Origin of the sequence: Bradyrhizobium ontarionense, assembly GCF_021088345.1 — a bacterium.
GTDB lineage: Bacteria > Pseudomonadota > Alphaproteobacteria > Rhizobiales > Xanthobacteraceae > Bradyrhizobium > Bradyrhizobium ontarionense.
The window spans coordinates 1923440-1944651 of sequence record NZ_CP088156.1; the positions used below are offsets into that span (position 1 = coordinate 1923440).

At 61.7% G+C, this 21212-nt stretch carries 13 protein-coding genes and 1 pseudogene; 4 read left to right on the forward strand and 10 right to left on the reverse strand.

What is annotated here, in order from left to right; all coding sequences use genetic code 11:
* The 5 genes from LQG66_RS08680 to LQG66_RS08700 form a co-directional block, all read right to left on the reverse strand.
* Positions 1-4137, reverse strand: a complete 4137-nt coding sequence (locus LQG66_RS08680; protein ID WP_231325436.1) for a hypothetical protein — start codon at positions 4135-4137, stop codon at positions 1-3.
* 262 nt (positions 4138-4399) lie between these two features.
* Entirely contained in the window at positions 4400-5419 is a 1020-nt protein-coding gene (locus tag LQG66_RS08685; protein WP_231325438.1) for a S1 family peptidase, read from the reverse strand.
* A gap of 11 nt (positions 5420-5430) precedes the next feature.
* The gene (locus tag LQG66_RS08690; protein ID WP_231325440.1) at positions 5431-6273 is read right to left on the reverse strand and encodes a M12 family metallopeptidase; all 843 of its coding nucleotides are present in this window, start codon (positions 6271-6273) and stop codon (positions 5431-5433) included.
* Between the two features lie 657 nt (positions 6274-6930).
* The gene (locus tag LQG66_RS08695; protein ID WP_231325442.1) at positions 6931-8844 is read right to left on the reverse strand and encodes a PatA/PatG family cyanobactin maturation protease; all 1914 of its coding nucleotides are present in this window, start codon (positions 8842-8844) and stop codon (positions 6931-6933) included.
* Positions 8845-9351: 507 nt separating this feature from the next.
* A complete protein-coding gene (locus LQG66_RS08700) occupies positions 9352-10332 on the reverse strand; it encodes a ferritin-like protein (protein ID WP_231325444.1) in 981 nt (326 codons plus the stop codon).
* 257 nt (positions 10333-10589) lie between these two features.
* Here LQG66_RS08700 and LQG66_RS08705 point away from each other — a divergent pair, with 257 nt between their 5' ends.
* Together LQG66_RS08705 and LQG66_RS08710 are read left to right on the forward strand one after the other, a co-directional pair.
* The gene (locus LQG66_RS08705) at positions 10590-12449 is read left to right on the forward strand and encodes a hypothetical protein (RefSeq protein ID WP_231325446.1); all 1860 of its coding nucleotides are present in this window, start codon (positions 10590-10592) and stop codon (positions 12447-12449) included.
* 68 nt (positions 12450-12517) lie between these two features.
* Entirely contained in the window at positions 12518-13564 is a 1047-nt protein-coding gene (locus tag LQG66_RS08710) for a phosphatase PAP2 family protein (protein WP_231325448.1), read from the forward strand.
* A gap of 22 nt (positions 13565-13586) precedes the next feature.
* Here LQG66_RS08710 and LQG66_RS08715 read toward each other — a convergent pair whose 3' ends face one another.
* From LQG66_RS08715 to LQG66_RS08735, 5 genes are read right to left on the reverse strand one after another with little or no spacing between them, the layout of a single operon-like run.
* Positions 13587-15107 carry an ABC transporter substrate-binding protein gene (locus tag LQG66_RS08715; RefSeq protein ID WP_231325450.1) on the reverse strand — a complete coding sequence of 507 codons (1521 nt, stop codon included), beginning with the start codon at positions 15105-15107 and terminating at the stop codon, positions 13587-13589.
* Between the two features lie 59 nt (positions 15108-15166).
* Positions 15167-16117 (reverse strand): ABC transporter ATP-binding protein, encoded by a 951-nt coding sequence (locus LQG66_RS08720; RefSeq protein ID WP_231325452.1) that lies wholly within the window; start codon positions 16115-16117, stop codon positions 15167-15169.
* A complete protein-coding gene (locus tag LQG66_RS08725) occupies positions 16114-17094 on the reverse strand; it encodes an ABC transporter ATP-binding protein (RefSeq protein ID WP_231325454.1) in 981 nt (326 codons plus the stop codon). Before LQG66_RS08725 ends, LQG66_RS08720 begins: the two co-directional genes overlap by 4 nt.
* Positions 17091-17957: an ABC transporter permease gene (locus tag LQG66_RS08730; RefSeq protein ID WP_231325456.1), complete on the reverse strand. Its 867-nt coding sequence runs from the start codon at positions 17955-17957 to the stop codon at positions 17091-17093. The genes LQG66_RS08725 and LQG66_RS08730 overlap by 4 nt, the downstream gene beginning before the upstream one ends.
* Positions 17954-18871 carry an ABC transporter permease gene (locus tag LQG66_RS08735; protein WP_231325458.1) on the reverse strand — a complete coding sequence of 306 codons (918 nt, stop codon included), beginning with the start codon at positions 18869-18871 and terminating at the stop codon, positions 17954-17956. The genes LQG66_RS08730 and LQG66_RS08735 overlap by 4 nt, the downstream gene beginning before the upstream one ends.
* Positions 18872-19736: 865 nt before the next feature.
* On the opposite strand from LQG66_RS08735, the pseudogene LQG66_RS08740 reads away from it, so the two are divergent.
* A pseudogene (locus tag LQG66_RS08740) lies at positions 19737-19889 on the forward strand (transposase); the annotation flags it as partial.
* Positions 19856-20923, forward strand: a complete 1068-nt coding sequence (locus tag LQG66_RS08745; protein WP_231325461.1) for an IS3 family transposase — start codon at positions 19856-19858, stop codon at positions 20921-20923. The pseudogene LQG66_RS08740 and the gene LQG66_RS08745, both read left to right, overlap by 34 nt.
* The last annotated feature ends 289 nt before the right edge of the window (positions 20924-21212 follow it).

Below are 21212 nucleotides of genomic sequence, written 5' to 3' on the forward strand. Positions count from 1 at the left end.
TTACGTCCTCGAATAATCGAATTTCGCCCAGTAGTCCGATTCCCAATTCGCGGGCTCGAAGCGCCAGCCGCGCTTCTTCCTCTCGGCTTTGTCTTTTGCGGTCGGGAAGTAGCTGCGAACCTGATCCGGATCCGGCGCATTCGCAGGTACAAAGGTCGCCCTGGAAGCGCGCACGAACTTCAGCGTTTCCGCACCGACTGGCGCGTCGAGCAGCACCAATCCTTGTGGCTGGTCCTGACCATTGCTTTCCGATTGGCCCTTCGAACCAGCGATGGTCTTTTCCATTCCCAGATGGACGTCGTAGCTGTACACCGTGACGTCGATCGAGACCGTAATTTCGCAATAGCCGTAGAGCAGCGAGTCGCTGCCGCTGCGGCGATAAGCCAGCGCCAGGAAGAACTCGACGCAGACATGGACAAGACCGAGCACATCGAGTTGACCGCCGGCACGAAGATAGCCGGCCAGCTCCGTCGATGAGTTGGTGATCTTCAGGTATCCGCCCGCCATCACATACAGGCCGCCGCTGGCGATCCCGATGTCGAAGGACAGCGCACCGCCGAACTCGAGCGCGCCGATCAGCTCGCGGTTGCCGTTGCTCTCGAAGGCCGCGCTGAAATAGCCGCGGCCGGCGAATCCCATGACGCTGAGCTCAAACGGCTTCTCGAAGCTCGAAAACGCAAATTCATAGCGGAGCGTGCGATCGCCAAGCGGCAGGGCCAGCCCTGACTTCAGCGCCAGGTTGCGGCAACTGAATGCCCCGAATGCGATCGGAGGTATCGTCGTGCTGCTCTTGACGTGGATGAAATCGGTGTCGATGCCGAGGTCGAGACCTCCGAACGACAAGCCGTTTTGCAGCGCTCCGAGGAATGCCAGCGGGCCGAGGAATTTGACCGGCTTGCTCGCCAGTATCGGTTTGACAGTGGGCGTCGGGATTGGTTGACCCGAAGTGTAGCTCGCTTGAATCCGGAGTTCGGCGACCTGGACTTCCAGCAGGTCGAGCAGGTTGATCGCGATGACCGGTGTCTTTTGCCGGCCGGGACCCGGGTCTATCTGGGTCGGTTTTGGGCTGCCCTGAATCTTGCCGAGGAAGGCGTCCAGAGTCACAACCGCCTGCGGCTTTGCGCCACCGACGAGGTCTTTCGGCTTCGGGATATTGACCGTCGTCTTCGATGTGATGATGAGGCCGGCGGTAATGTCCGACACCGGAGCGAAGGTCAGAATGCCGAAATTCTGCCGTTTGACCGGAACAGCCCAGCTCCAGTTGCGCTCGATCTTTTCGGGAAGCTCGATGACGTTGATATCCGGCATCTGGCCGCGTCCGACCGCTGCAATGATCTTGCGCAGCGGGATGACGCCGAAGACTTTCGCGTCCGGCACCGCGTCCGAAAGGTCGTTCGTGAATTTGTTGAAATCGGTTCGGGCGATCTCCTTGACTTTGTCCGCCGTCTGCGATGCGACCGCACCAAGCTCGCGGGAGATGCCGCTGATCACTGTGCTCGGCTTGGCGAGGCCGTTTTTGATCTGGCCACCGATATCCTCGGCCTTGCCGATCGCCTCGGTCAATTTCGCATAGACGCCGTTCTGCGCCGACCTGAAACCGCCGGTGATGTAATCCTCGACCAGCTTGATCTCGCGTTCGGGAACATCGGGAAGCATGCCCTTGACAGCGGGAATAACGACCGAGGCGGCCTCGATGCCGGTGTGGAAAATTCCGGAACCGAATTTGGCGGCCTCGTCCCTGAATTTCTGATACTGGGCGAGATACTCCTTCGACTTGGCCCGAAAGTCCGCAAGCGCCTTGTCGGCGTCCTTCTCGATTGCCTTGCTGGTTTCGATCAGCGCGCCGAGGGCATCAGCAATGCGGTGGCGTGCCGCCTCGTCGATCTTGTCGGCAAAGACATCCAGCCCGTCATGCAGATTCTTGATGAGCTGGTCGACGCCTTCGATCTTTGTGATCTTCGCCAACTCGGAGATCAGGCGATCGACGATCTCGACCTCGTGCTGGACGAAGTTGCTGGTGAACGTGATCGCCTTGGTCTCGAGCGTCGCGCCGAGTTCGTTGAGCTTCTTCAGTTTTGCGACGTAGCCGTCGGCGACGTGGAGCACGTCATCGACGACGCCGACGGTGACCGTGTCGAGCTCCTTGCCCAGCTTGTCGAGGAGATCCTTGCCGACGTCGGCAATCTTCTTGGTTTGCAGGTCGAGATCGCCCAGCGCATCTTTTGCCGCTTGGTTGATCTTCTGTTTCGCCTGATCGAGCGAGATCGGAGGATTTTTGCGCAGATCCTGGATCCGCTTCGGGACGGCGAGCGCGATCTGCGTCGACGGCCCCTTTTCGGGTGCGAAGGCGATCTTGCTGCTGGGAAACGGAATCGTGCGCTCGGCAGCGACCTTCTTGCCATACTGGCGGTGGCCCTTGACGATATTCGACGCGAACCAGAGCCTGGCATCAGGCGTGATCGACTTCTGGCCGCTTTCGTCCTCCACTTCGGTTTCCCACTTGACGATATCTTCGGTCGTTTCCAGCCGCGGCCAGAAGTACAAACCCTTGCCGCCGTCCGCGTCGGTTTCAATGGCGGGATCGGCGAGATCTGGTGAGCGTACCGTCCGCAGCGTCACGCGCTTGGCCGGCATCATCCGCCCGACCGGGTTGTCCGATCCGGCGTAGTTTTTGAGCGGATCCTGAACCAGGATGAATCGCCGCTTCAGCAGATAAGCGCCGGGCGCCGACAGGGCGGCCGCGTCCGTACCTTCGGCGTAACTCACAAACTTCCGCTGTGTCAGTTCGACATAAATGGACGGGTGGCAGAACGGGAAAAGGAATCCGAAAAACGCTTCCACGAAGAACACGTCGCGCCCGATGACGATGCGGTGCTTCCACATCCTGAGCTCGGTGCCGGGATCTCCCTTTTCCGCGATCTGTTCGCGGATGATCTCGTCGACGGTTTTCTGGCTCGCATAATAGAAGTTGGCATCTGCCCCCATAGCGGTGAGGACCAGATGTTCGATATCGATCTGGCCGTCACCCTCCGACATCTGCCTGACCAGGCGATGTCGAGTGAGGGCGTGCAGCGACAACGGCCGTTCAGCCGGATAATAGAGCGAAAATCGAGGCTCGCTCTTGCGCTGGTAGTCGGGCGAGTACACGGCGCGCGCCTGCAGCACGACGCGCTTCGGTGGCGCCAGTTCCTCCGGAATATTCGTCGTGCCGGGCGGCAATCCCGCCGGCTTCACCGGATCACGGCTGGTGAGTGAGGCATTCCAGAGTTCGACCGGCTCGTCGATCCGCGGCGCGGACTCCGGTGGGGGAGCCCCGGCGCCGACTTTCGGACCCGCATCCTTCGGGGGAAGAATGCCGGCCTTCGATGGCTTCTTGCCGTATTTGGCGGTGTTCTGGTTCTTGGCGAGGAGCTGGTTGTAGCTGTCGGCGCCCGTCCGCCGGGCTGAAGTGCTGTCCTTGCGGGACAGGGCGGATGCAGAAAAGCGCGTGTTCGGCCCAGGCGAGATATAGAGCCGGAACGGAATTTCCAGCGCGGTCTCGGTCGACGTCGGCATCTGCGGAACGTAACGCTGGATCCCTGTCGGCGCCTGCGAAACCGTCGGCGGGATCGCGCCCCGCGGAACGCGCAAGGACAGCCGCTCCAGCGCCGGCCACCAGCTTTCCGGCTCATCCAGCTTGAATGGCTCCATGTGATCGGGGACATCGAAGACCACCCAACTCGGTCCCGAGATGAAACTTGAGACGGGCGGAACAGGACTGTTGCCGTGATTTTCGGCTTCCTTCAGCGGATCGTTCTCAAAACCGCTATTGGGAGCATGACGCTCGTCGAAGATCGCCTCAGCGAGGTTCTGCGGCGGGAAAATTACCGCGACCGACGATTGGCCAAGGCCGAGAGGCAGGAGATTGCCGTCCTTGCGCTCAAAGTTGATAAAGCGCACCTCGACATTGAGAAAATCTGTGTCGCGCAGCAATCGATACGCGAGCGTCGGCAGTCGTTCCATCGCGAAGCCCGGACCAAGGAGGCCGCCTTGCAGCGCAAGCCCCCCGGCTGTGGTAAGGCCAATCTTGAGGAAGTCTCGGCGAGATACGTTTTCGACGAATTGATGTTTCGAAGTCATTTTAAGATCCAATTGCAAGTGGCCGAACCGAACTTGCGCAACGAGATTTCTGAAAATGCCAACCCGGGTATCGCGCCATTTCTCTCCATCACAGCAACGCTTCCCGGAGGTCACCCACAGCGACTGACCTCGACTGCGAAGTTATGGGGCGGTTCGGGGCGTGTCGCGTGAGATAAGCGTGAATTGCGATGTACCTGATCTGTCGCAGGCGGCGAGCACGAGCCGCACGAAACCGTCCGCGCAGTTTCGTCGCGGCAATTCGAGGAACGGCGGCGCCGCACTACTCGCATGTCGCAGTACTTGCTTGCGGCGTATCCCGCTGCTGCGTGAGGACCACCTGTCCATGCCACCAGCCACGCCACCTGTCATAGAACGGACCGCTCTCCAGCCGAAACTTGAACGTGACCTTGCTCCGGTCGCCCTGGATGTTCAGCACCTTGTCGAAGACCGCCGCAGCCGACGCCTCGGCGAGCCGCGCCGCCGTAATCTTCGAGCCGGGGTCTGCTTGAAAATCGATGCTGTAGGTCTTTGAGCTCTTGCCTTCCCGGTGCTCGTCAAAGGTCTCGTCGACCGCATAGGGCCGTTCGAAGATCGGGGCCTGTACCGCGCCGCCCCCGTCCGTAGACGCCGTGACCACGGTGACGAATTCGGCCGGCGGCACCTCCAGCAGCGGCTTGGCAAACTGCAGCGGCATGAAATAGTCGAAATTCGGATAACCGCTACCGCCTGCAACGACGCCGATGACGCAGCGTCCCGAGCCCAGCAGCACAGGACCTCCGCTCATGCCCGGCGCTAGTCCGACGTTCACGCCCATCGAACCCCTCGGTCCCGCGAGATTGGACACCACGCCAGGACGAACCTCGATGTCCTTTTTTTCCGGGAATCCATAGGCGGTCACATCGTCGAGCAGCTTGAAGACGTGATTGGCCCTAACCTTCAGGAACGGCCAGTCCGATTTCAAATTAGGCGAAAACCTCAGAAGCGCGATGTCCGCCGACACGCTAGGCGTGGCTACGTCGAACAGCTGGTTGGGCGCAGCGGTTCGCGATTTCACCGCACCACGGATAAACCGGATCTTGCCCGCGGGTATCTCCGCATCAGATACGTGTTTTGCGGTCACCACCCAACCCGCCGGATGAACGATGAAGCCGGTGCCTTCCCCGACGCTCTGGAATACCCCGTTCTCCATGTATCCAACTTCAATGAAGACCACGCTCGAGGTCGGCTCCGTCGCCCGTGCCGTGAAGCCTGGGATACCCAGCAGCCATGCGGCAACGAGGAGAACAAGCTTGCCCCGCATCATCGCCTCCCCTACTTGTAGATGGAGTTGACGACGGCCGCGTCGCCCTTGCTGATGTGGTCGCGCTGCCCGATCTGCGTCCCCGGCGGAAGCGGCTGCGTCGCGACAATCGTCGGCTGGTTGTTGCAGGAAAACGCATACGCCCCGTAGTGCATGATCGAGTCGAGGTCATAAGATCCGGCGTCGGCGAAGTCTGCCGGATATTGCCTGAACTGGCCGCCATATCCGCGAATGATATTGGTAAACTGCACGCGGACATGGCTGGCGCGGTCGGTCCGGTTCTGCTCGTGATGCAGGCCGATGACATGACCGATCTCGTGCACGATCTGGCCAAAGGCACAGCCGTCCACCAGTTCCACGTTCTGCTCGCCCCCCATCATCCCCACCCCCATGGAGAGACAGGCCAGGGGATTCGAACCGACGGTGAAATACACATAGTTCGGATACTGACCGGCGTTTGCGGCAGTCCTTTCCTGGAACTTGAGCGCAGTCACGGCAGACCAGGCCGCCATTGCCTTCAGCACCGTGGCACCGCTAGCGAGTTTTGGATCAATGACGTAGGGCACGACACTGTTCGGCCATTTCTGCTGACCGGACAGGACCGATCGCGCGACGTAACCGAACGGCGTTATTTCGGACGCACCAGCGGCATTCTTGTAGGTCAGCCTGATCGGCCCGCTCTGCGCCGCGAACGCGATCTGACTCGCATCCCCGATTACGATGTCGCCTTCAACGATGGCGTAGGTCCCGGACTTGATATAGGGCAGCACCTTGATCTGCCCATTGTCCTCGACCTCGACGGTCTTCGGCTCACCCCTCGCGTATTCCAGTCCATCAGACGCACCCGCGGCCATTGCCGGCGCCCGCCGGGCCATCCTCGCACTGCTCGCCCAAAGCCGGCGTGAACGGCAACGCGAACAACAATACAGCGATGATTGTAAACCTGCGCATCGATGCCGCTCCCGTTACGATTGTATTTCGAGACGACAATATCAACGCGTCAGCCTGCGTCGCGTGAGATAAGCGTGAATAGCGCTTGGTCGATCAACCAGACGTCGTTACAACCGACGGCATGAGGAAAGCGCGCACATACCGATCCGAAACACGATTTCCAGCTGATGACTGATGCGGCCCACGCGCTGCTCGAACGGCTTGTCCAAGGGTCGTCGAAGCAAACATGTCCGAGGGCGGACCGCAGACCGATCCGCCCTCGGTTGGTCGTTCGTCAACGCAACGGACCGACCGTGTCGATCAACACAACGCCAGGCAGGCGGCGCGAGCGACGGGATCTCCAATTGCGTTGCAGATTGCCTCACAGACCCCTGACGGAGCGACATCGGCGGCAATCTTGGTCGGCGTCACCGTCCGTTGTACGGCTTTGGCTTGAGTGGGCATTTTCATCTGTAAGTCCTCTTTGATCGGCTGGCCCGGGACGCGCAGCGGTTACATGTCTGCACTTATTTTCCGACCCCGCAGCGGCATGCAGTTCTTGGCCTCAAACCCAGTCCGGCTCACACGCGCTTGGTCCAGGTCCGGACGGTTCCGACCGTAACCGGAATGACGTCGCTGACGTCGACCGTGAAGCGGAACACCCGGTTCGCTGTGTTGGTGTTGTGCGGATTGAAGAACGACAATTCGACGTCGTAGCATTCGGAGTCGAGCCGGCAGATCGGACTCTTTTTGACCTGGATATCGTCCAGTTCCAGTTGCTGCTGCGTGGAGACTCGAATGACGTCGGCGATCTGAACGGCGTTGGTCGCCGAATAATTCAGCGCCCGGTCCTCGCCGGTAATGCCGAGATTTCGCAAGTCGTAGTAAATCCGGTTCAGGAAATTGCCGAGCCCGCCGGCGAGCGAATCGAAAGTCTTCTGGGCTTCTGCCGCCTTTGGTCGCGGCCCCAGCACATGGCTTACCAGCGCCGGGGTCGCCCAACTGAACATGCCCCGCATCGAAGGTATAATCACCGGGACCACCTGTCCCGATTGCAGCCGAATGTTGCCGCCGATCACGGCGGGGATCGAAACCAGTTCGACGCCGTCGTTCAGTTGCCCGCGCAACAAGTCCAGCATGCGAGCGTAGCCTGCTGCAGCAAACGGGCCGGCCGGCTGAATGGCATAGATCGGCGTGACATCGACATTCAGGGTCCAGATCACCGATCCGGCTTCATAGATATTGTCGGCGAGATACGCCAGCAGTTGCTCGGGGAGCTGCGGATTGTTGGCACCGACCGGCATCGACTGAATGAACGAATCGCGACGCGCCTCGGATCCAAAATCATATCCGAGTTTTCCGAGCGCATAGACGAACGGAGCCTTCTGAGCGGCAGTTCCTCCGCAACCGCAGCTCGATTTCTTCTCCGCTCCCCCGCAACCGCAGCCGCAATCCGACGGCGCGATGTCGGACATCGCGATTTCGGACATCGCGATACCGGCGGCGGGCGCAAAATCGTCCTGCCGGCGGATTGCTGCGCCATCGTCGCAGCGGATCCCGGATGCATCCAAGCCCGCTTCGTTCAATGAAAGAGTTTCAGCTTCGCTCATGCTCGTGGCTCCCCTCTGGATTTGATTGATTGCCTGTTGAATATTGATGCGGCCGGCCAGAACTCTCGAACATTCCTCGGCGCCGGACGGAATGCAGGGTGTTGCGGTTTTCAGCAGCGCCTCACGGACGGCTCGCGGGTTCGGCTGCGACCCGCTTTTGATCTGGACGCTGAGGAGGAGAGCGGCGACCCCCGACACCAACGGCGCGGCGAAGCTGGTCCCGCTCTTTCGTGCGACGCCTCCCTGTAGCGCAGCACCCGGAATATTTGATCCGGGCGCAAGTATGCCCTGCTCGCGATAGGCCGAGCCCCAATTGCTCGAGGGCAACGGCTGACCTTGTTCGTCCATCGCGCCGACCGCCAGCACCGAGGAGACGGCCGCGGGAATATGTAGACAATCGCAACCGTCATTGCCGGCCGCCGCCACGATCAGGACGTTTTGTCTGATACAGCTATCAATAGCCTGCGCCAGCACCGGATGCGGTTCGCTGGAATGGGCTAGTTGTCCGCCGCTGATATTAATGATGTGAGCGCCATTCTCGACCGCCAGCAGAATGGCGCGCGCCACGTCGAGCTGGGAACACCTCAGGCTATCGTCACCGAAAATCGGAATGATCAGGCCACGGCACAGCGGCGCCAGGCCCTCAACCGAGCTGCCCGGCTGACCGAAAATCAGGCTGGCAACATGCGTGCCGTGCGCTGTGGCCCCACCGTCCGCGGCCTTTGCGCTTGCGACCGTTTCGAGCCGGCGCACGCGCGTTCCCTGGAAGCAGTCATGGGTAAGGTCCACCGGGCCGTCCAGAACAGCGATCATTACCTCCGGATCGCCTCGTCCGAGATACAGCGGAACCTTCCCCAGGAATGTCGCAGCGTCCCAGCCAGCCACCTTACCCCTCGCCAATTGCTGCGAAACGACACATCGACCACGCCATTCATCTGCTCCGGCAAGTCTCGACACAAAGCGACTCGCAAACGCTCACCAGCGGCCCCCCATTTCTCCGGCAGTCGCGGATACAGACAGGGACCTGGCATGGATCGGAGGCCGGATTGCGAGTGCTCGTGGCCGGCAAGTGCCTCGTGGCCCGGTTCAGCTGAAGATCCGCGGCTGTTGCGAACGAAAGCATTAGCCCCGAAAAACAGACCAGCAGCACAGCAACGGCAAACCTGTTTGCGGGGACGCCGACCCGGTTCACCGCCGCATTCTTGCGTTGCAAGAGTTGCCGATCAGCTCCCATGAACCCATCCCCAAACAACTTGCATTCGATCTCCGTCATTCTCCTCGACGTGCGTTCACGATACAGACGCGCGGAAATTGTGGGCGTGAAACTGTCGTAAAAAGCCACCGCGCCGCTCTGCATCGAGAGGCCGGCACAAGCGTGTGTTTGCGCTCGGCCTATTCACTCCACTCGAAAGATGGCGCAGCGAACGTGCCATCGCCGCGATCAGTTGCGACGATCGGGCGTGCGAGGCTCGTCAATCGATACATCCTGGAGACGGCAAACTCGTATCGCTCGGGCCTTCCGTTGAACGTCTCGTTCAACGCAGTCAGTATGCTCTTGTATGCTACATTAAATGCATCGACGGCTGCTCGCACCGAAGAGCCCGAAGCGTACATGTAGGTCCTGCTGTTCTCGACGATGTTGACAATGCTTGCTGCATCAAACGGGATCGCGTGCGTCCCGCGTGCCCGCACGAGTTGCAGCAGCCGGTCTGGGCGCGCGGAGCCGTCGGCGTTGATCGGCATCTCGCCCGTGACGTCACCCTCGCCTGAAATCAGTTGCAGCGCCCGAATGGCCGACCGCGCGTCGTACACCCGAAACAGCTCGCGCTCGGAGTAGGACACCGCATCGACGAACTGCAACGTCGGATCGCCGATGATCGCGGAATCGCCAAGCTCTCCGAATTTTCCAATGATCGCTCGATAAAACTCTCCCAGCCTCGCGTGTGGCCTGTCGCCCGCGGCCGGGTTCGGTGGACGGCGCGCCGGATCGGCGGTGTCATCAAGAGCTAAGACGGCATCAGAGAAGAGATCAGGCGAGAACTTCTTCAATCCCAGCTCGTCGTTCCTTGCACAGAGCGGCAGCCGCGCCGGATAACCGCGCGCAAGGTTTTGCGCGGAGAGAATTGGCGAGAAACCAATCGCATTTTGAATGTTGGCGATCAGAGCCACATGCTGCATCTCGGCAACAATGGCGCTGCGCAAGATCTCGCGAATCTCCTCGTTCTTCCCGTCGCAGAGCGAGAACAACGCCGTCAGGTATGGCGGGATGACGATGAGTTTGAGCTCAAGGGCGGCCTGGAGATACGGCTGCAATTCCCGAGCCGAACGAGCTGACCCAATCGCGGTCATGTGGACGGGGAGAATCCCGGGCATGTGGGTCGTCTATCCTCCGCACAAACGAGCAGCAGCGCCCCGCGATTGCGCGGATATCGACCGGCCGGACCGCCCAAGGGCCCGGATCTTTGCATGCCCGAGGCCTGCGACATTGTCGCGGAATGACGGCAGGGTGTGCCGTGAAATGCGCGTGAAATTCGATCAACAGCCCAGATTGCACCTTCGATCCCGTGCAGTTTATGGTAACAATAAGGCATACTGATAAGGCCTTACTGTAGTTGTTGGGAGATCGTCTGGTGCCGCCCGATAAGGGTTTCGAGGATGTTGGGCCGCTTCTGCGCCTGCGAGTATTCGGCGCGATGGAGGCGTGGAGTTGGTCCGGCGAGAGCGTTTTGCCACGCGGGCGCAAGGCGCAGGCGATCCTTGCCTACCTGGCATTTTCCGACGATGCCGCCGTCCCGCGCCAACGCCTCATCAAATTGCTCTGGAGCAAGCGCTGGCACGAGCAGGCGCGGGCTAGCCTACGTCAAAGCCTGATGGAATTGAGGCGCTATGTCAGCGCCATCGATCCGAAGCTGCTGCTGATCGAGAAGGATCGCGTCTCCCTGCAGAACGACAAGGTCTGGATCGACGGGATCGACGCCCGGTCTGCGCGTCAGACCGCGGTGCCGCCGGCCTCTCAGCGGGCTGACAGATTTCTTGAATCGTTGCGCGGACTGGACCCGGCATTCGACCAATGGATCGAGGCGCGATCGTCCAACCTGTTCCATCAGGACGATGCGCCCGCCGCGTCCCGACCGGACGAGCCGTCCGCGCTGCTCGCCGTCCTGCCGGCGACCACCGGCGCCATCGACCCGGACTGCGAGGAAGATCCGGTCGCCCTGAACCCGCTAGAGGACCGGCGGCTGACGGTCGCCGTGACGCCCTTCATCAACGTCGACAGAGATTCGAGTGCCACGCATCTGTCGATGGCGTTCACGCGGGAAATCGTCACCGCGCTCGCACGTTTCCGATGGTTCATCGTTCGCGTCGGAAGCATCGAGGAAGCGAAGCAAGCCGACTATCGGCTGGATGGTTCGGTGTCGGCTTCCGCGAAGGGCTACCGGGTTGCGTTTCGCCTGGTCGACTGCCGGACCGCCGAGCAGCCGGTCTGGGTGCACGAATGCGATCTCGACCGGACGACCCTGCAGGATTTCCTTGGCAATGTCGCCGAACGCGTCGTCGAGCATGTCGACCCCGAGATCCTGTCGATCGAACTCAAACGCGCGCGAGTCAAGGCGTCGATCGACTGCGCGGCATACGAGTGCCTGCTGCGCGCAATCCATCTCGTCTACTCCTTTGAGCGGGATAACTGGAAGCTCGCCCGTACCTTGCTCGAACAGGCGATCGCGAAGGACCCGCAGTTCGGCCGCGCCTATGCGGTCAGCGCCGTGGCACGCAGCACAGCGCTGTCGCAGGGCTGGATCGCTCCGACCGAAGCCGAGATCGAAACGCTGGATGCCTATGCGACCCGCGCGATCGCCTGCGATCCCCGCGACTCGATGGCACTGGCAGTCAGCGCCCACACCAGGCTGCGCGTGAAGCGGGACTTCGGCTATGCAATGCCTATCTACGAGCGTGCGCTCCAGCTAAACCCGAGCTGCGGATTCGCGTGGGGCTACTCCGCACTCGCCCACGGATATCTCGGACACACCGAAGAGGCAATGCGCCGTCTGGCCCGGGCGCGCGACCTGATGGTCTGGGACTCGTTCGGCCAGTTTCTCGATTCCTTCGACATGCCGATATTCTATTGCAGCCGCGACTGGTCCAGGACGATCGCGCTTGGCGAACAGTTTTCGGCGCGCGGCGTGCGGGTCAACAACATGTACAAGCTGTGGGTCGCCGCACTATGCCAGGTCGGCCGCTTTGCGGAGGCGCGACAGCACAACCGCGACGTCGTGCTGAAGGAGCCGGACTTTTCCTGGCGCCGCTTCATCGCCGGATATCCGTTCGGTCGGGAGCAGGACCGGTTGGAACTTGCCATTGCGATTGCCCGCGCCGGCCTGATCGACGATGCCGATGCCGTTCCTGCCGGAGAGACCTCGAACGTGGTGGCGCTTCCCGGTAACGGGCTGCGGCGCGCCGGTCGCACGCCACCGTTCGAGCGCGACGTATGATGGATGATCGGCGGTAGCGACCGAACGGGTTTCCGATCCAGGATTCTGTTGCAATGGGGAGTACTCACATGAACAAGTCTCTGACGTTTCCACCCTACGGACGCATGGTCGCCGAGTTCGAAGAGCGCGTCGGACAGGGCGAGCCGCCAACCGACTGGAACGCCGACGACAACTGGCCGTTGTGGCGCGACAAGATGTTGGAAATCATCACGACGCTGTTGTGGCCGGTCTACGATTTCTCGACCCTGAGCTGGCAGGGCCCCGCCACCACGCGGATGCTCGGTTTGACCGAGGCGGATTTCGAGCTCTTTACGGGGTTGCGGCCCTACAACAGGCAGGATGTTCCAGGCCTTGCCAAGCCGCGTCAGCATTTCGAGCTGTTCCAGATGGAAGATCACGCCGAGGACAAGCTCGACCATGACGCCGGCGTCGATCGCGGCGTGGATCTGACGTTGCGATATTATCTCGAAGGTCATGCCGACAAGCTGACCACCGATACCCTCGCAAACTGGGTCGAATCCGGAATGCTCCGCAAGGCCGGAGGGCTTCCGGTTCAGCTCAAGCAGTTCCTGCAGCGGCCCCGCGCCTATCAGATGTCGGATTCGATGGGCAAGAGCTGGTTCACCTATCACCAGGCGCTGCAGTCGGTCTCGCCGTCCATGATCAGCGGTCACTGCTTCAAGGGGTGCACGCTGGGCATGGCTGCTGTCTATCACGCCACCGCGCTGGGGTGCGAACCGCGGGTGTTCGACGCCCTGACCCGGCTCTGCGTGGATTTCGGCGACCGACGGGTCTTTGCCGGCGTGCACTATCCGAGCGACAACCTCTCCTCGTGGATCACTGCCATGCTGATCGCCAAGCATGTATGCGCCGCCGATAGCGGCCGCCTCGGCCGCAAGTTCCTGTGGAACGCGATCTCGACCAAGAGCGTGGTTCATGCCGCGATCGGCAACGCCATTGCACTCGGTCAGGCACCGGACCACGCACCGGCGTTTGAGTTGCTGAACCAGTTGGGCGCTAACCCCGACATGGACATCGACGACGCGCTTGCATTCGCGAAGTCGATCGCAAAGCCAAGATCGGAGCCGCTCTCGCCAGCCAACGCCGCGGAGTAACCGCGGACCGGGCAAGTCAGGCTTATTTCCACTTCGCGAGGTAGAAACGTGGCAGCTCGTCGGAATACGGCGTGAAGTCGAGCTGCCGGGAGACACCATAGGTCGTCACATAGGTGTGCAGTGGCACCCAGTAGGCCTGTTCGGTGATGCGCTGCAGCGCCATCGAATAAGCTTTCTTGCGCACCTCCGGATCGTTCGATGATCCGCCCTCGATCAGCCATTTCTGGACGTCGGTGTCGCGCGCATAATCGTCCGCGCCGCCGTCGAAGAAATTGGGAAGAATGGCGGCGACGTCGTTGATCGAATAGCTGCCCCAGCTTCCGAGATGCATGCGCAATTCGCCGGCCTTCGCGCGCTGGATCAGGGCTGCGACCTGGAGCTGGTTGAGCTTGGCGCGAATGCCGACCGCGAGAAGGTAGTTCTGCACGGCGGCACCCCACTGCGGCAGCACGTAGCTGGCGAGCTCGACGTCAAAGCCGCTGGCGTAGCCAGCCTCGGCAAGCAGTTCCCTCGCCTTCGCCGGATTGTAATCGTAGACCGTGAGTTCGCCATCGCAGCCAAACTGCGACGGGACACATGGCGCGAGCGGAACGCGGCTCCCCCCGGTAACCAGCTTGTCGGCAATCGCTTTGCGGTCGATGGCGTAAAAGATCGCCTGGCGCACCTTGAGCTTGGTCATGGGATTGTCGGCACCGGTGCGGCCACCGGCATCGAGCGAGAGATAGCCGATCCGCATCGACTCCTTACGCATCGCCTCGAGATGCGGCATCCGGTTCACGGGCTCGAACTGGTCCGGATTCAGGTTCCAGATCCAGTCGGCGCGGCCGGCCAGCAATTCCGTCATCTCGGTCGCAGCATCCGGCACGAAGCGCACGCTCAGCTTCGCGATCGCCGGCCGGCCCTTGGGGCTGCCGGCCCAGTAATCCTCGAACCGTTCGAAGTCGATCGAGATGCCGGGTTCGACCTTGACGATCTTGTAGGGACCGGTGCCGATCGGTGCCTTGGCGTAACCTTCCGCACCGACCTTCTCGCGATATGCTTTGGGATAGATCGGAAGCACCAGCGCGAAATATTCAAGCGCAGCGGGGGTCGCCCGCTTGAGCTTGACACGCACGGAAAGCTCACCGGTCTTCTCCGCCTTTTCGATCCAGACGTAATTGGACGGGGTCGACACCCGGCTCGCCGGATCGGACACGAGGTTGATCGTATAAACCACGTCGTCGGCCGTGAACGGGCTACCGTCGTGGAACTTGACCCCCGGCCGCAGCGCAAACTCGATCGTGGTCGGGTCCGGCCGCTTCCATTCGGTTGCGAGCAACGGTTCGATCTTGAAGGTGATCGGGTCGCGGTAGACCAGCGTGTCCCAGCCTTGGTGATGCATCACCACGCCGGTGCGCAGATTGTTGTAATAGGGATCGATGTTCGGCAGTGCGTCGCGCATCACGATCCGCAATGTATCGGCGGATTTCTGCCCGGCTGCCGGCACAGCGCCAACAACCATCGCCGCGAGGATCGCGGCACCGAGCCTCAGATGCAGGCGCATGGCACGTTCCATCCATCTCACTTGCTGACCGGCCTGACCCAGGCCCTATGAGGCATGCCTTATGCCAGATGGCACTCTACCATCGTCCCCGCAGCCCCGGCCATAGGCACCGGCGCCGCAGTGCGGCAGCGTTCGACCGCCATGCGGCAGCGCGGATTGAACCGGCAGCCCGCGGGAATGTTGGCGGGATCGGGCATGACATCGCCGAGGCCAATGTCCGGCACGCCGCGGCCCGGCTCCGGCGTCAGTACGCTTTGCATCAAGGCCTGCGTATAGGGATGCCGGGGCGCGCGAAACAACGCCTCGGTCTCGTTGCGCTCGACGATGCGGCCGAGATACATCACCGCGACTTCGCTCGACACGTGCTCGACCACCGCCAGATTGTGACTGATGATGAGGTAGGTCAAACCGAGATTGCGGCGAAGTTCGGCCAGCAGATTGAGGATTTGCGCCTGTACCGAAACGTCGAGCGCGCTGGTCGGCTCATCGCAGATCACGATCCGCGGCTCCAGCACTAGCGCGCGCGCAATCGCCGCCCGTTGGCGTTGCCCGCCAGACAATTGCGACGGCATCTGCTCGCCCATCGCCGCCGAGAGCCCGACGCGCTCGAGAATCCCGGCAACCCGGCGCTCGATCTCGGCGCGCGAGAAGGTGCCCTGCGCCGTCAGCGGCAGGGCGACAATATCCTTGATGCGCTGGCGCGGATTGAGCGAAGCGAACGGATCCTGGAATACCGGCTGGATCAGCCGGGCACGCGCCTTGCGGTCGAGGTCGAACAGGTACTTGCCGTCGACCAGCGCGGTGCCCGCTGTCGGCTTGAGCAGTCCGAGGATCAGACGCGCGAGCGTCGATTTCCCGCAACCGGATTCGCCAACAACGCCGAGCACGCTACCCGCCGGTACACTGAAGGTGACATCGTCAACCGCGATCACCCCCTTCGTCGCCCACAGCAGGCCTGAGCGCGAGGGGAATTCGCATCGCAGATTCCGGACTTCGATCGTGGCGCTCATTCCGGTTGCCGCTCCCGAAGTCCCGGCGCCAGCCGGCACAGATAGTCGTGCGCGCTGCCGGCTAGGTGGCGCGGCACCTCGCGCACGCAGCTATCGTCCGCATCGGAGCAGCGCGAACGAAACGCACAACCGGAAAATCCGGGCACGATCGCCGATACCGAGCCCGGGATCGAGCCGAGCGGTTGATCGCGCCGTACCCGGCCCGGCACCGGCACGCAGGACAACAAGCCACGCGTATAGGGGTGTTGCGGCGCGCCGAACAACTCCGCCGTCGGAGCACGCTCGACCACCTCGCCGGCATACATCACCGACACCCGGTCGGCGACACGTGCGACGATGCCGAGATCGTGAGTGATCAACAGGATTGATAGCCCGAGTTCGCGTTTGAGTGTGGCCAACAGCCGCAGGATCTGCGCCTGGACGGTAACATCCAGCGCGGTGGTCGGTTCGTCGGCGATCAGCAATTCGGGCTCGCACATCAACGCCATCGCGATCATGACCCGCTGACGCAATCCGCCCGAGAGCTGGTGCGGAAACTGGCCGACCCGCATCCCCGGCGCGGTGATGGCGACGCGGTCCATCAGTTCGACCGCCCGGTCGAGTGCCACGGCACGGGAGACGCCCTTGTGACGCGTCAGCACCTCCGCCATTTGCGAGCCAACCGTAAAGGCCGGGTTGAGGCTGGTCATCGGTTCCTGGAAGATCATCGACATGCGGTTGCCGCGGAGGCGGGCCATCTCGCGCTCCGATAGCGACAGCAGATCGGCGTCGGCAAAGCGCATGCGCTTTGCCGAAAAGCGGCCGCCGCGCGCGAGCAGGTTCATGACCGCCAGGACAGTCACCGACTTGCCGCAGCCAGATTCGCCGACCAGGCAATGGATCTCTCCCTTCGCGACCTCGAACGAGGCGCCGCGCACCGCTGCGATCCGGTTCTCGAACGTCACCTCCAGACCATCGATCTCCAGCAGCGCGCTCATCGCGACCGCTCCGCGCCGAGCCAATTGCGCAGTCCGTCGCCGACCAGATTGATGCCGAGCACCAGAACGAACAAGGCGACGCCGGGGATCATGATCACCCAGGGCGAGAAGAACATATAGTCCTTGCCCTCGGCGATCATCAGGCCCCATGACGGCAACGGTGGCGGCACGCCGAGACCGAGAAACGACAACGCCGCCTCGAGCAGGATCGCCAGCGCCATTTCCAGCGTCGCCACCACGGCCAGATGGCTGGCGATGTTCGGAAGGATCTCCTTGATCAGCAGATGCGACGTCGAGGCGCCGGCGCAGCGGGCGGCGTCGACGTAGTCGAGATGCCGGATCTGCATGGTGGTGGCGCGCGCCACGACGGCGAAGCGGTCCCATAACAACAGACCAAGCGTCGCGACGACGAGCCCAAGGCCCGCCCCCATCAGTCCGACCACCGCGAGCGCAACCAGCACCACCGGGATCGACAGCCGTGTCGTGATGGCGAACAGCACGAAATCATCGACGAACCCGCCGAAGAAGCCGCCGAGCACGCCGAGGGTGATGCCGATCATGCCCGACGTGATCACCGTCATAAGGCCGATCAGCAGCGAAATGCGCGCGCCATAGACGAGCCGGGCGAGATAGTCGCGGCCGAGTTGATCGGTGCCGAGCGGGTGTTCGGGCTGGCTGCCCTCCATCCAGAATGGCGGCTTGAGACGGTTACCGAGATCCTGGGTGAACGGGTCCTGCGGCACCAAGTGATTACCGACCAGCGCAACCACGACGATGAGGCCGACGATCGCGATCCCGATCGCAAAGCCAACGCCGCCTACGCGGGACGTCAGCGACGCACGAATGGCAATCGGCCCGCTCATCTGGTCCGAAGCCTCGGATCGAGCAGCGCGTTGAGGATATCGGCCAGCAGCGTGAGGCCGATATAGATCGCGGCCAGTAGCAGCACCACCGCCTGCACCACCGGGAAATCGTTCTTCGCGATGCTCTCCCAGCCGAGATAACCGACGCCGTGCAGCGCGAACACTGTCTCGATGACGATGGAGCCGCCCAGCATGAAGCCGAGCTGGACTGCGGCGATCGAAACCACCGGGACCGCGGCGTTGCGCAGCGCGTGCTTCAGGACGATACGAGCGCGCGACAGGCCCTTGGCGCGCGCGGTGCGGATATAGTCGGACGCCATCGCCTCGATCATGCCCGAGCGCGTCAGCCGTGTCAGCGCCGGGACCGCGGTAAAGGCGAGCACGATGCCCGGCATCACAAAGTGCTGCCAAGTGCCGGTACCAGATATCGGCAGAATGCCGAGATTGAGACCGAGCACAATCATCAGGATCAGCGCGAGCCAGAAGCTCGGGATCGCCTGCCCCACCATCGCGAACATGGTAACGCCGCGGTCGATCCAGCTGTTCTCGCGGAGCGCCGCCATGATGCCGAGCGGAATCGAGACGATCAGGGCGAGGCTCAGGCCAACCAAGCCGAGCGTGAGAGTTATCGGCAGGCGCCGCCCGATCAGGTTGGCCACGCTGTCCTTGAAGAAATAGCTCTGGCCGAAATCGCCGATCATTGCGCGCCCGACCCAGATGAAGAACTGGACGTAGAGCGGACGATCGAGGCCGTACGCCTTGCGTATGATCTCGACGTCTGCCTGGCTCGCCTGCGGGCCAGCGACGGAAATCGCAAGGTCGCCTGACAGCCGCGTCAGCAAAAATGCTAGCGTCATCACGGTGAACGCGACCAAGAGGCCGAGTGCGAGACGCCGGGCAATCAAATACAGCATGCAAGAGTCCAACAGCCAAGCCCAGCGACAGTTTTCAGGTCAGCGGCCATACTCGAACGGTGTCATTAAACTGTCGTTCCATGCAAGAGATCCGGGTAATATTTCCTGCGCCGCGCGTACGTTTTTTGCGGCGCAGGCGCGCACAAAAATCGGTTCAGATTGGTATACCCTCTTGCTCCGCGGCACGGTCTGCATTGTCTGAGGACACACTGCCATTCGCAGCAACACTCCGTGAAACTTCGGAGGAAAACATGCCAACACCCCATTGTCCCAGGTGCGGCAAGCCCATGTATCGCTGCCCAAAATGCGAAGGAGGGATTGGATAGAAGTCGTGAGGAAAGTGGGAAAGAAAGCTGAGGGCCATGCTCCCGATCGATCAACCGCATCTCGGTCCTTCGTCGCCCCCACCAGCCAAATACAACCGTGCATAGCCTTCGAAGATACGGCTGCTCCATGTGCCATTGAAGGACGCAAAGTGCGACCTGCTATCTAGTTTCGCTTTCGCTGTGGGAGATCGAAATGCCAGATTGCTATTGCGTCGCGTCCAGGTGGAACAGTATCTCGAAGGAAGCTACTCCGACGGGACGATCTGAACAGTTAGAGCTAAAGCATTTTCCTTTCTTTTCAATGGCTTAATCTTATCACCCAACTATTTTCGCTTATTTCGACCATGCCCGGTACTACACGGTATTACCAAAATGCCAGTGGAGTACCGCTACACGCCAAAGGCTTTTGGCCACGCCCAACCACACCAGTTCGTCGAATTTGAAATGGGAATGGGAGGACTATCTGAAGCAGACGCTGACCTGCCCCTAAGAATTTCCTCCAGAAGGATTTAGAGTCCGCCCTGACGAAGGACGGACGGATGAAGCGGAAGCGGTTCACGGAAGAGCAGATCATCGCGGTTTTGAAAGAGCACGAGGCCGGCGCGAAGACGGCCGATCTGGCTCGCAAGCACGGGATCTCGGAGGCGACGCTCTACAATTGGAAGGCCAAATTCGGCGGTATGGACGTCTCCGAGGCCAAGCGGCTCAAGGCACTCGAGGACGAGAATGCCAAGCTGAAGAAGCTGCTGGCCGAGCAGATGCTCGATGCGGCAGCACTGCGGGAGCTGCTCTCAAAAAAATGGTAGGGCCCGCCGCCAAGCGCGCCGCAGCGGCGCACCTGCAGGCCCGGCTCGGCCTGTCGGAACGGCGGGCCTGCTCGATCGTGGGGGCGGATCGGACGATGGTCCGTTACCGGTCTCGGCGGCCCTCTGACGCCGGGCTTCGGGTCAGGCTGCGGGAGCTTGCCAACGAGCGGCGGCGGTTCGGCTATCGTCGGCTGTTCATCCTGCTGCGACGGGAGGGCGAGCGATCCGGCATCAACCGGATTCATCGGCTGTACCGGGAAGAAGGACTTACGGTGCGCAAGCGACGCGCCCGTCGTAAGGCCATCGGGATGCGGGCTCCGATCCCGGTGGAAGCGAAACCGAATGCGCGCTGGTCGCTGGACTTCGTCTCTGACCAACTCGCCAACGGCCGGCGCTTCCGCATCCTCAACATCGTCGGTGATGTCACCAAGGAGTGTCTGGGCGCGATCCCGGACACCTCGATCTCGGGCCCGCGGGTGGCACGAGAGCTATCGACCATCATCGCCTGGCGCGGCAACCCGGGCTCGATCGTGTCCGACAACGGCACCGAGTGCACCTGCAACGCGATGCTGGCCTGGTGCAAGGACAACAGCATCGACTGGCACTTCATAGCACAGGGCAAGCCGATCCAGAACGCCTTCATCGAAAGCTTCAATGGCAGGATGCGCGACGAGTTGCTGAACGAGACGCTGTTCTTTGGCATCGCCGCGGCACGAAGCAAGATTGCTGCATGGGTTGCCGACTACAACGACGAGCGGCCGCACTCCTCGCTGAAATACCAGACCCCGGCGGCCTACGCTGCCACATTCACCGCAACGGGCGATCGGCTGCGCAACCCCGACCAGCTCCGCCAATCGCCCGTTGCTCCACCCGCGCCAATTGGCGTACAACCCACTCGGACTCTAAATGCTGCTGGATGAAACTTCGGTGGCAGGTCAACGCCTGCCGCGTCAGATATCCGCGCGAGACTTATGTGGATTTGTTCGACGTAACCGCTGGGTCAGAAAACAGATCGCGCGTGCCTCGCACCTTGTAGCCCTTCGCCTGATCGCCGACACGGCGTTTCACCGCAAAACGCAGCGCGTGAGGCGAATAGCGATGTCGTCTTTGTCTATCCCCGCTCGCCGGGGTTAGCCGGTCATTCTGCGAAGTGAGACCCTCGGCAACATGGTCGGCACAATCTCGCGACTCGCCGAACGAGACTACTCG

Excerpts from the sequence above, each read along its gene's own strand:
- LQG66_RS08685 (WP_231325438.1), bottom strand. The coding sequence starts at position 5,419 with ATGCGGGGCAAGCTTGTTCTCCTCGTTGCCGCATGGCTGCTGGGTATC.
- LQG66_RS08690 (WP_231325440.1), bottom strand. The coding sequence starts at position 6,273 with ATGGCCGCGGGTGCGTCTGATGGACTGGAATACGCGAGGGGTGAGCCG.
- LQG66_RS08700 (WP_231325444.1), bottom strand. The coding sequence starts at position 10,332 with ATGCCCGGGATTCTCCCCGTCCACATGACCGCGATTGGGTCAGCTCGT.
- LQG66_RS08710 (WP_231325448.1), top strand. The coding sequence starts at position 12,518 with ATGAACAAGTCTCTGACGTTTCCACCCTACGGACGCATGGTCGCCGAG.
- LQG66_RS08715 (WP_231325450.1), bottom strand. The coding sequence starts at position 15,107 with ATGCGCCTGCATCTGAGGCTCGGTGCCGCGATCCTCGCGGCGATGGTT.
- LQG66_RS08720 (WP_231325452.1), bottom strand. The coding sequence starts at position 16,117 with ATGAGCGCCACGATCGAAGTCCGGAATCTGCGATGCGAATTCCCCTCG.
- LQG66_RS08725 (WP_231325454.1), bottom strand. The coding sequence starts at position 17,094 with ATGAGCGCGCTGCTGGAGATCGATGGTCTGGAGGTGACGTTCGAGAAC.
- LQG66_RS08730 (WP_231325456.1), bottom strand. The coding sequence starts at position 17,957 with ATGAGCGGGCCGATTGCCATTCGTGCGTCGCTGACGTCCCGCGTAGGC.
- LQG66_RS08735 (WP_231325458.1), bottom strand. The coding sequence starts at position 18,871 with ATGCTGTATTTGATTGCCCGGCGTCTCGCACTCGGCCTCTTGGTCGCG.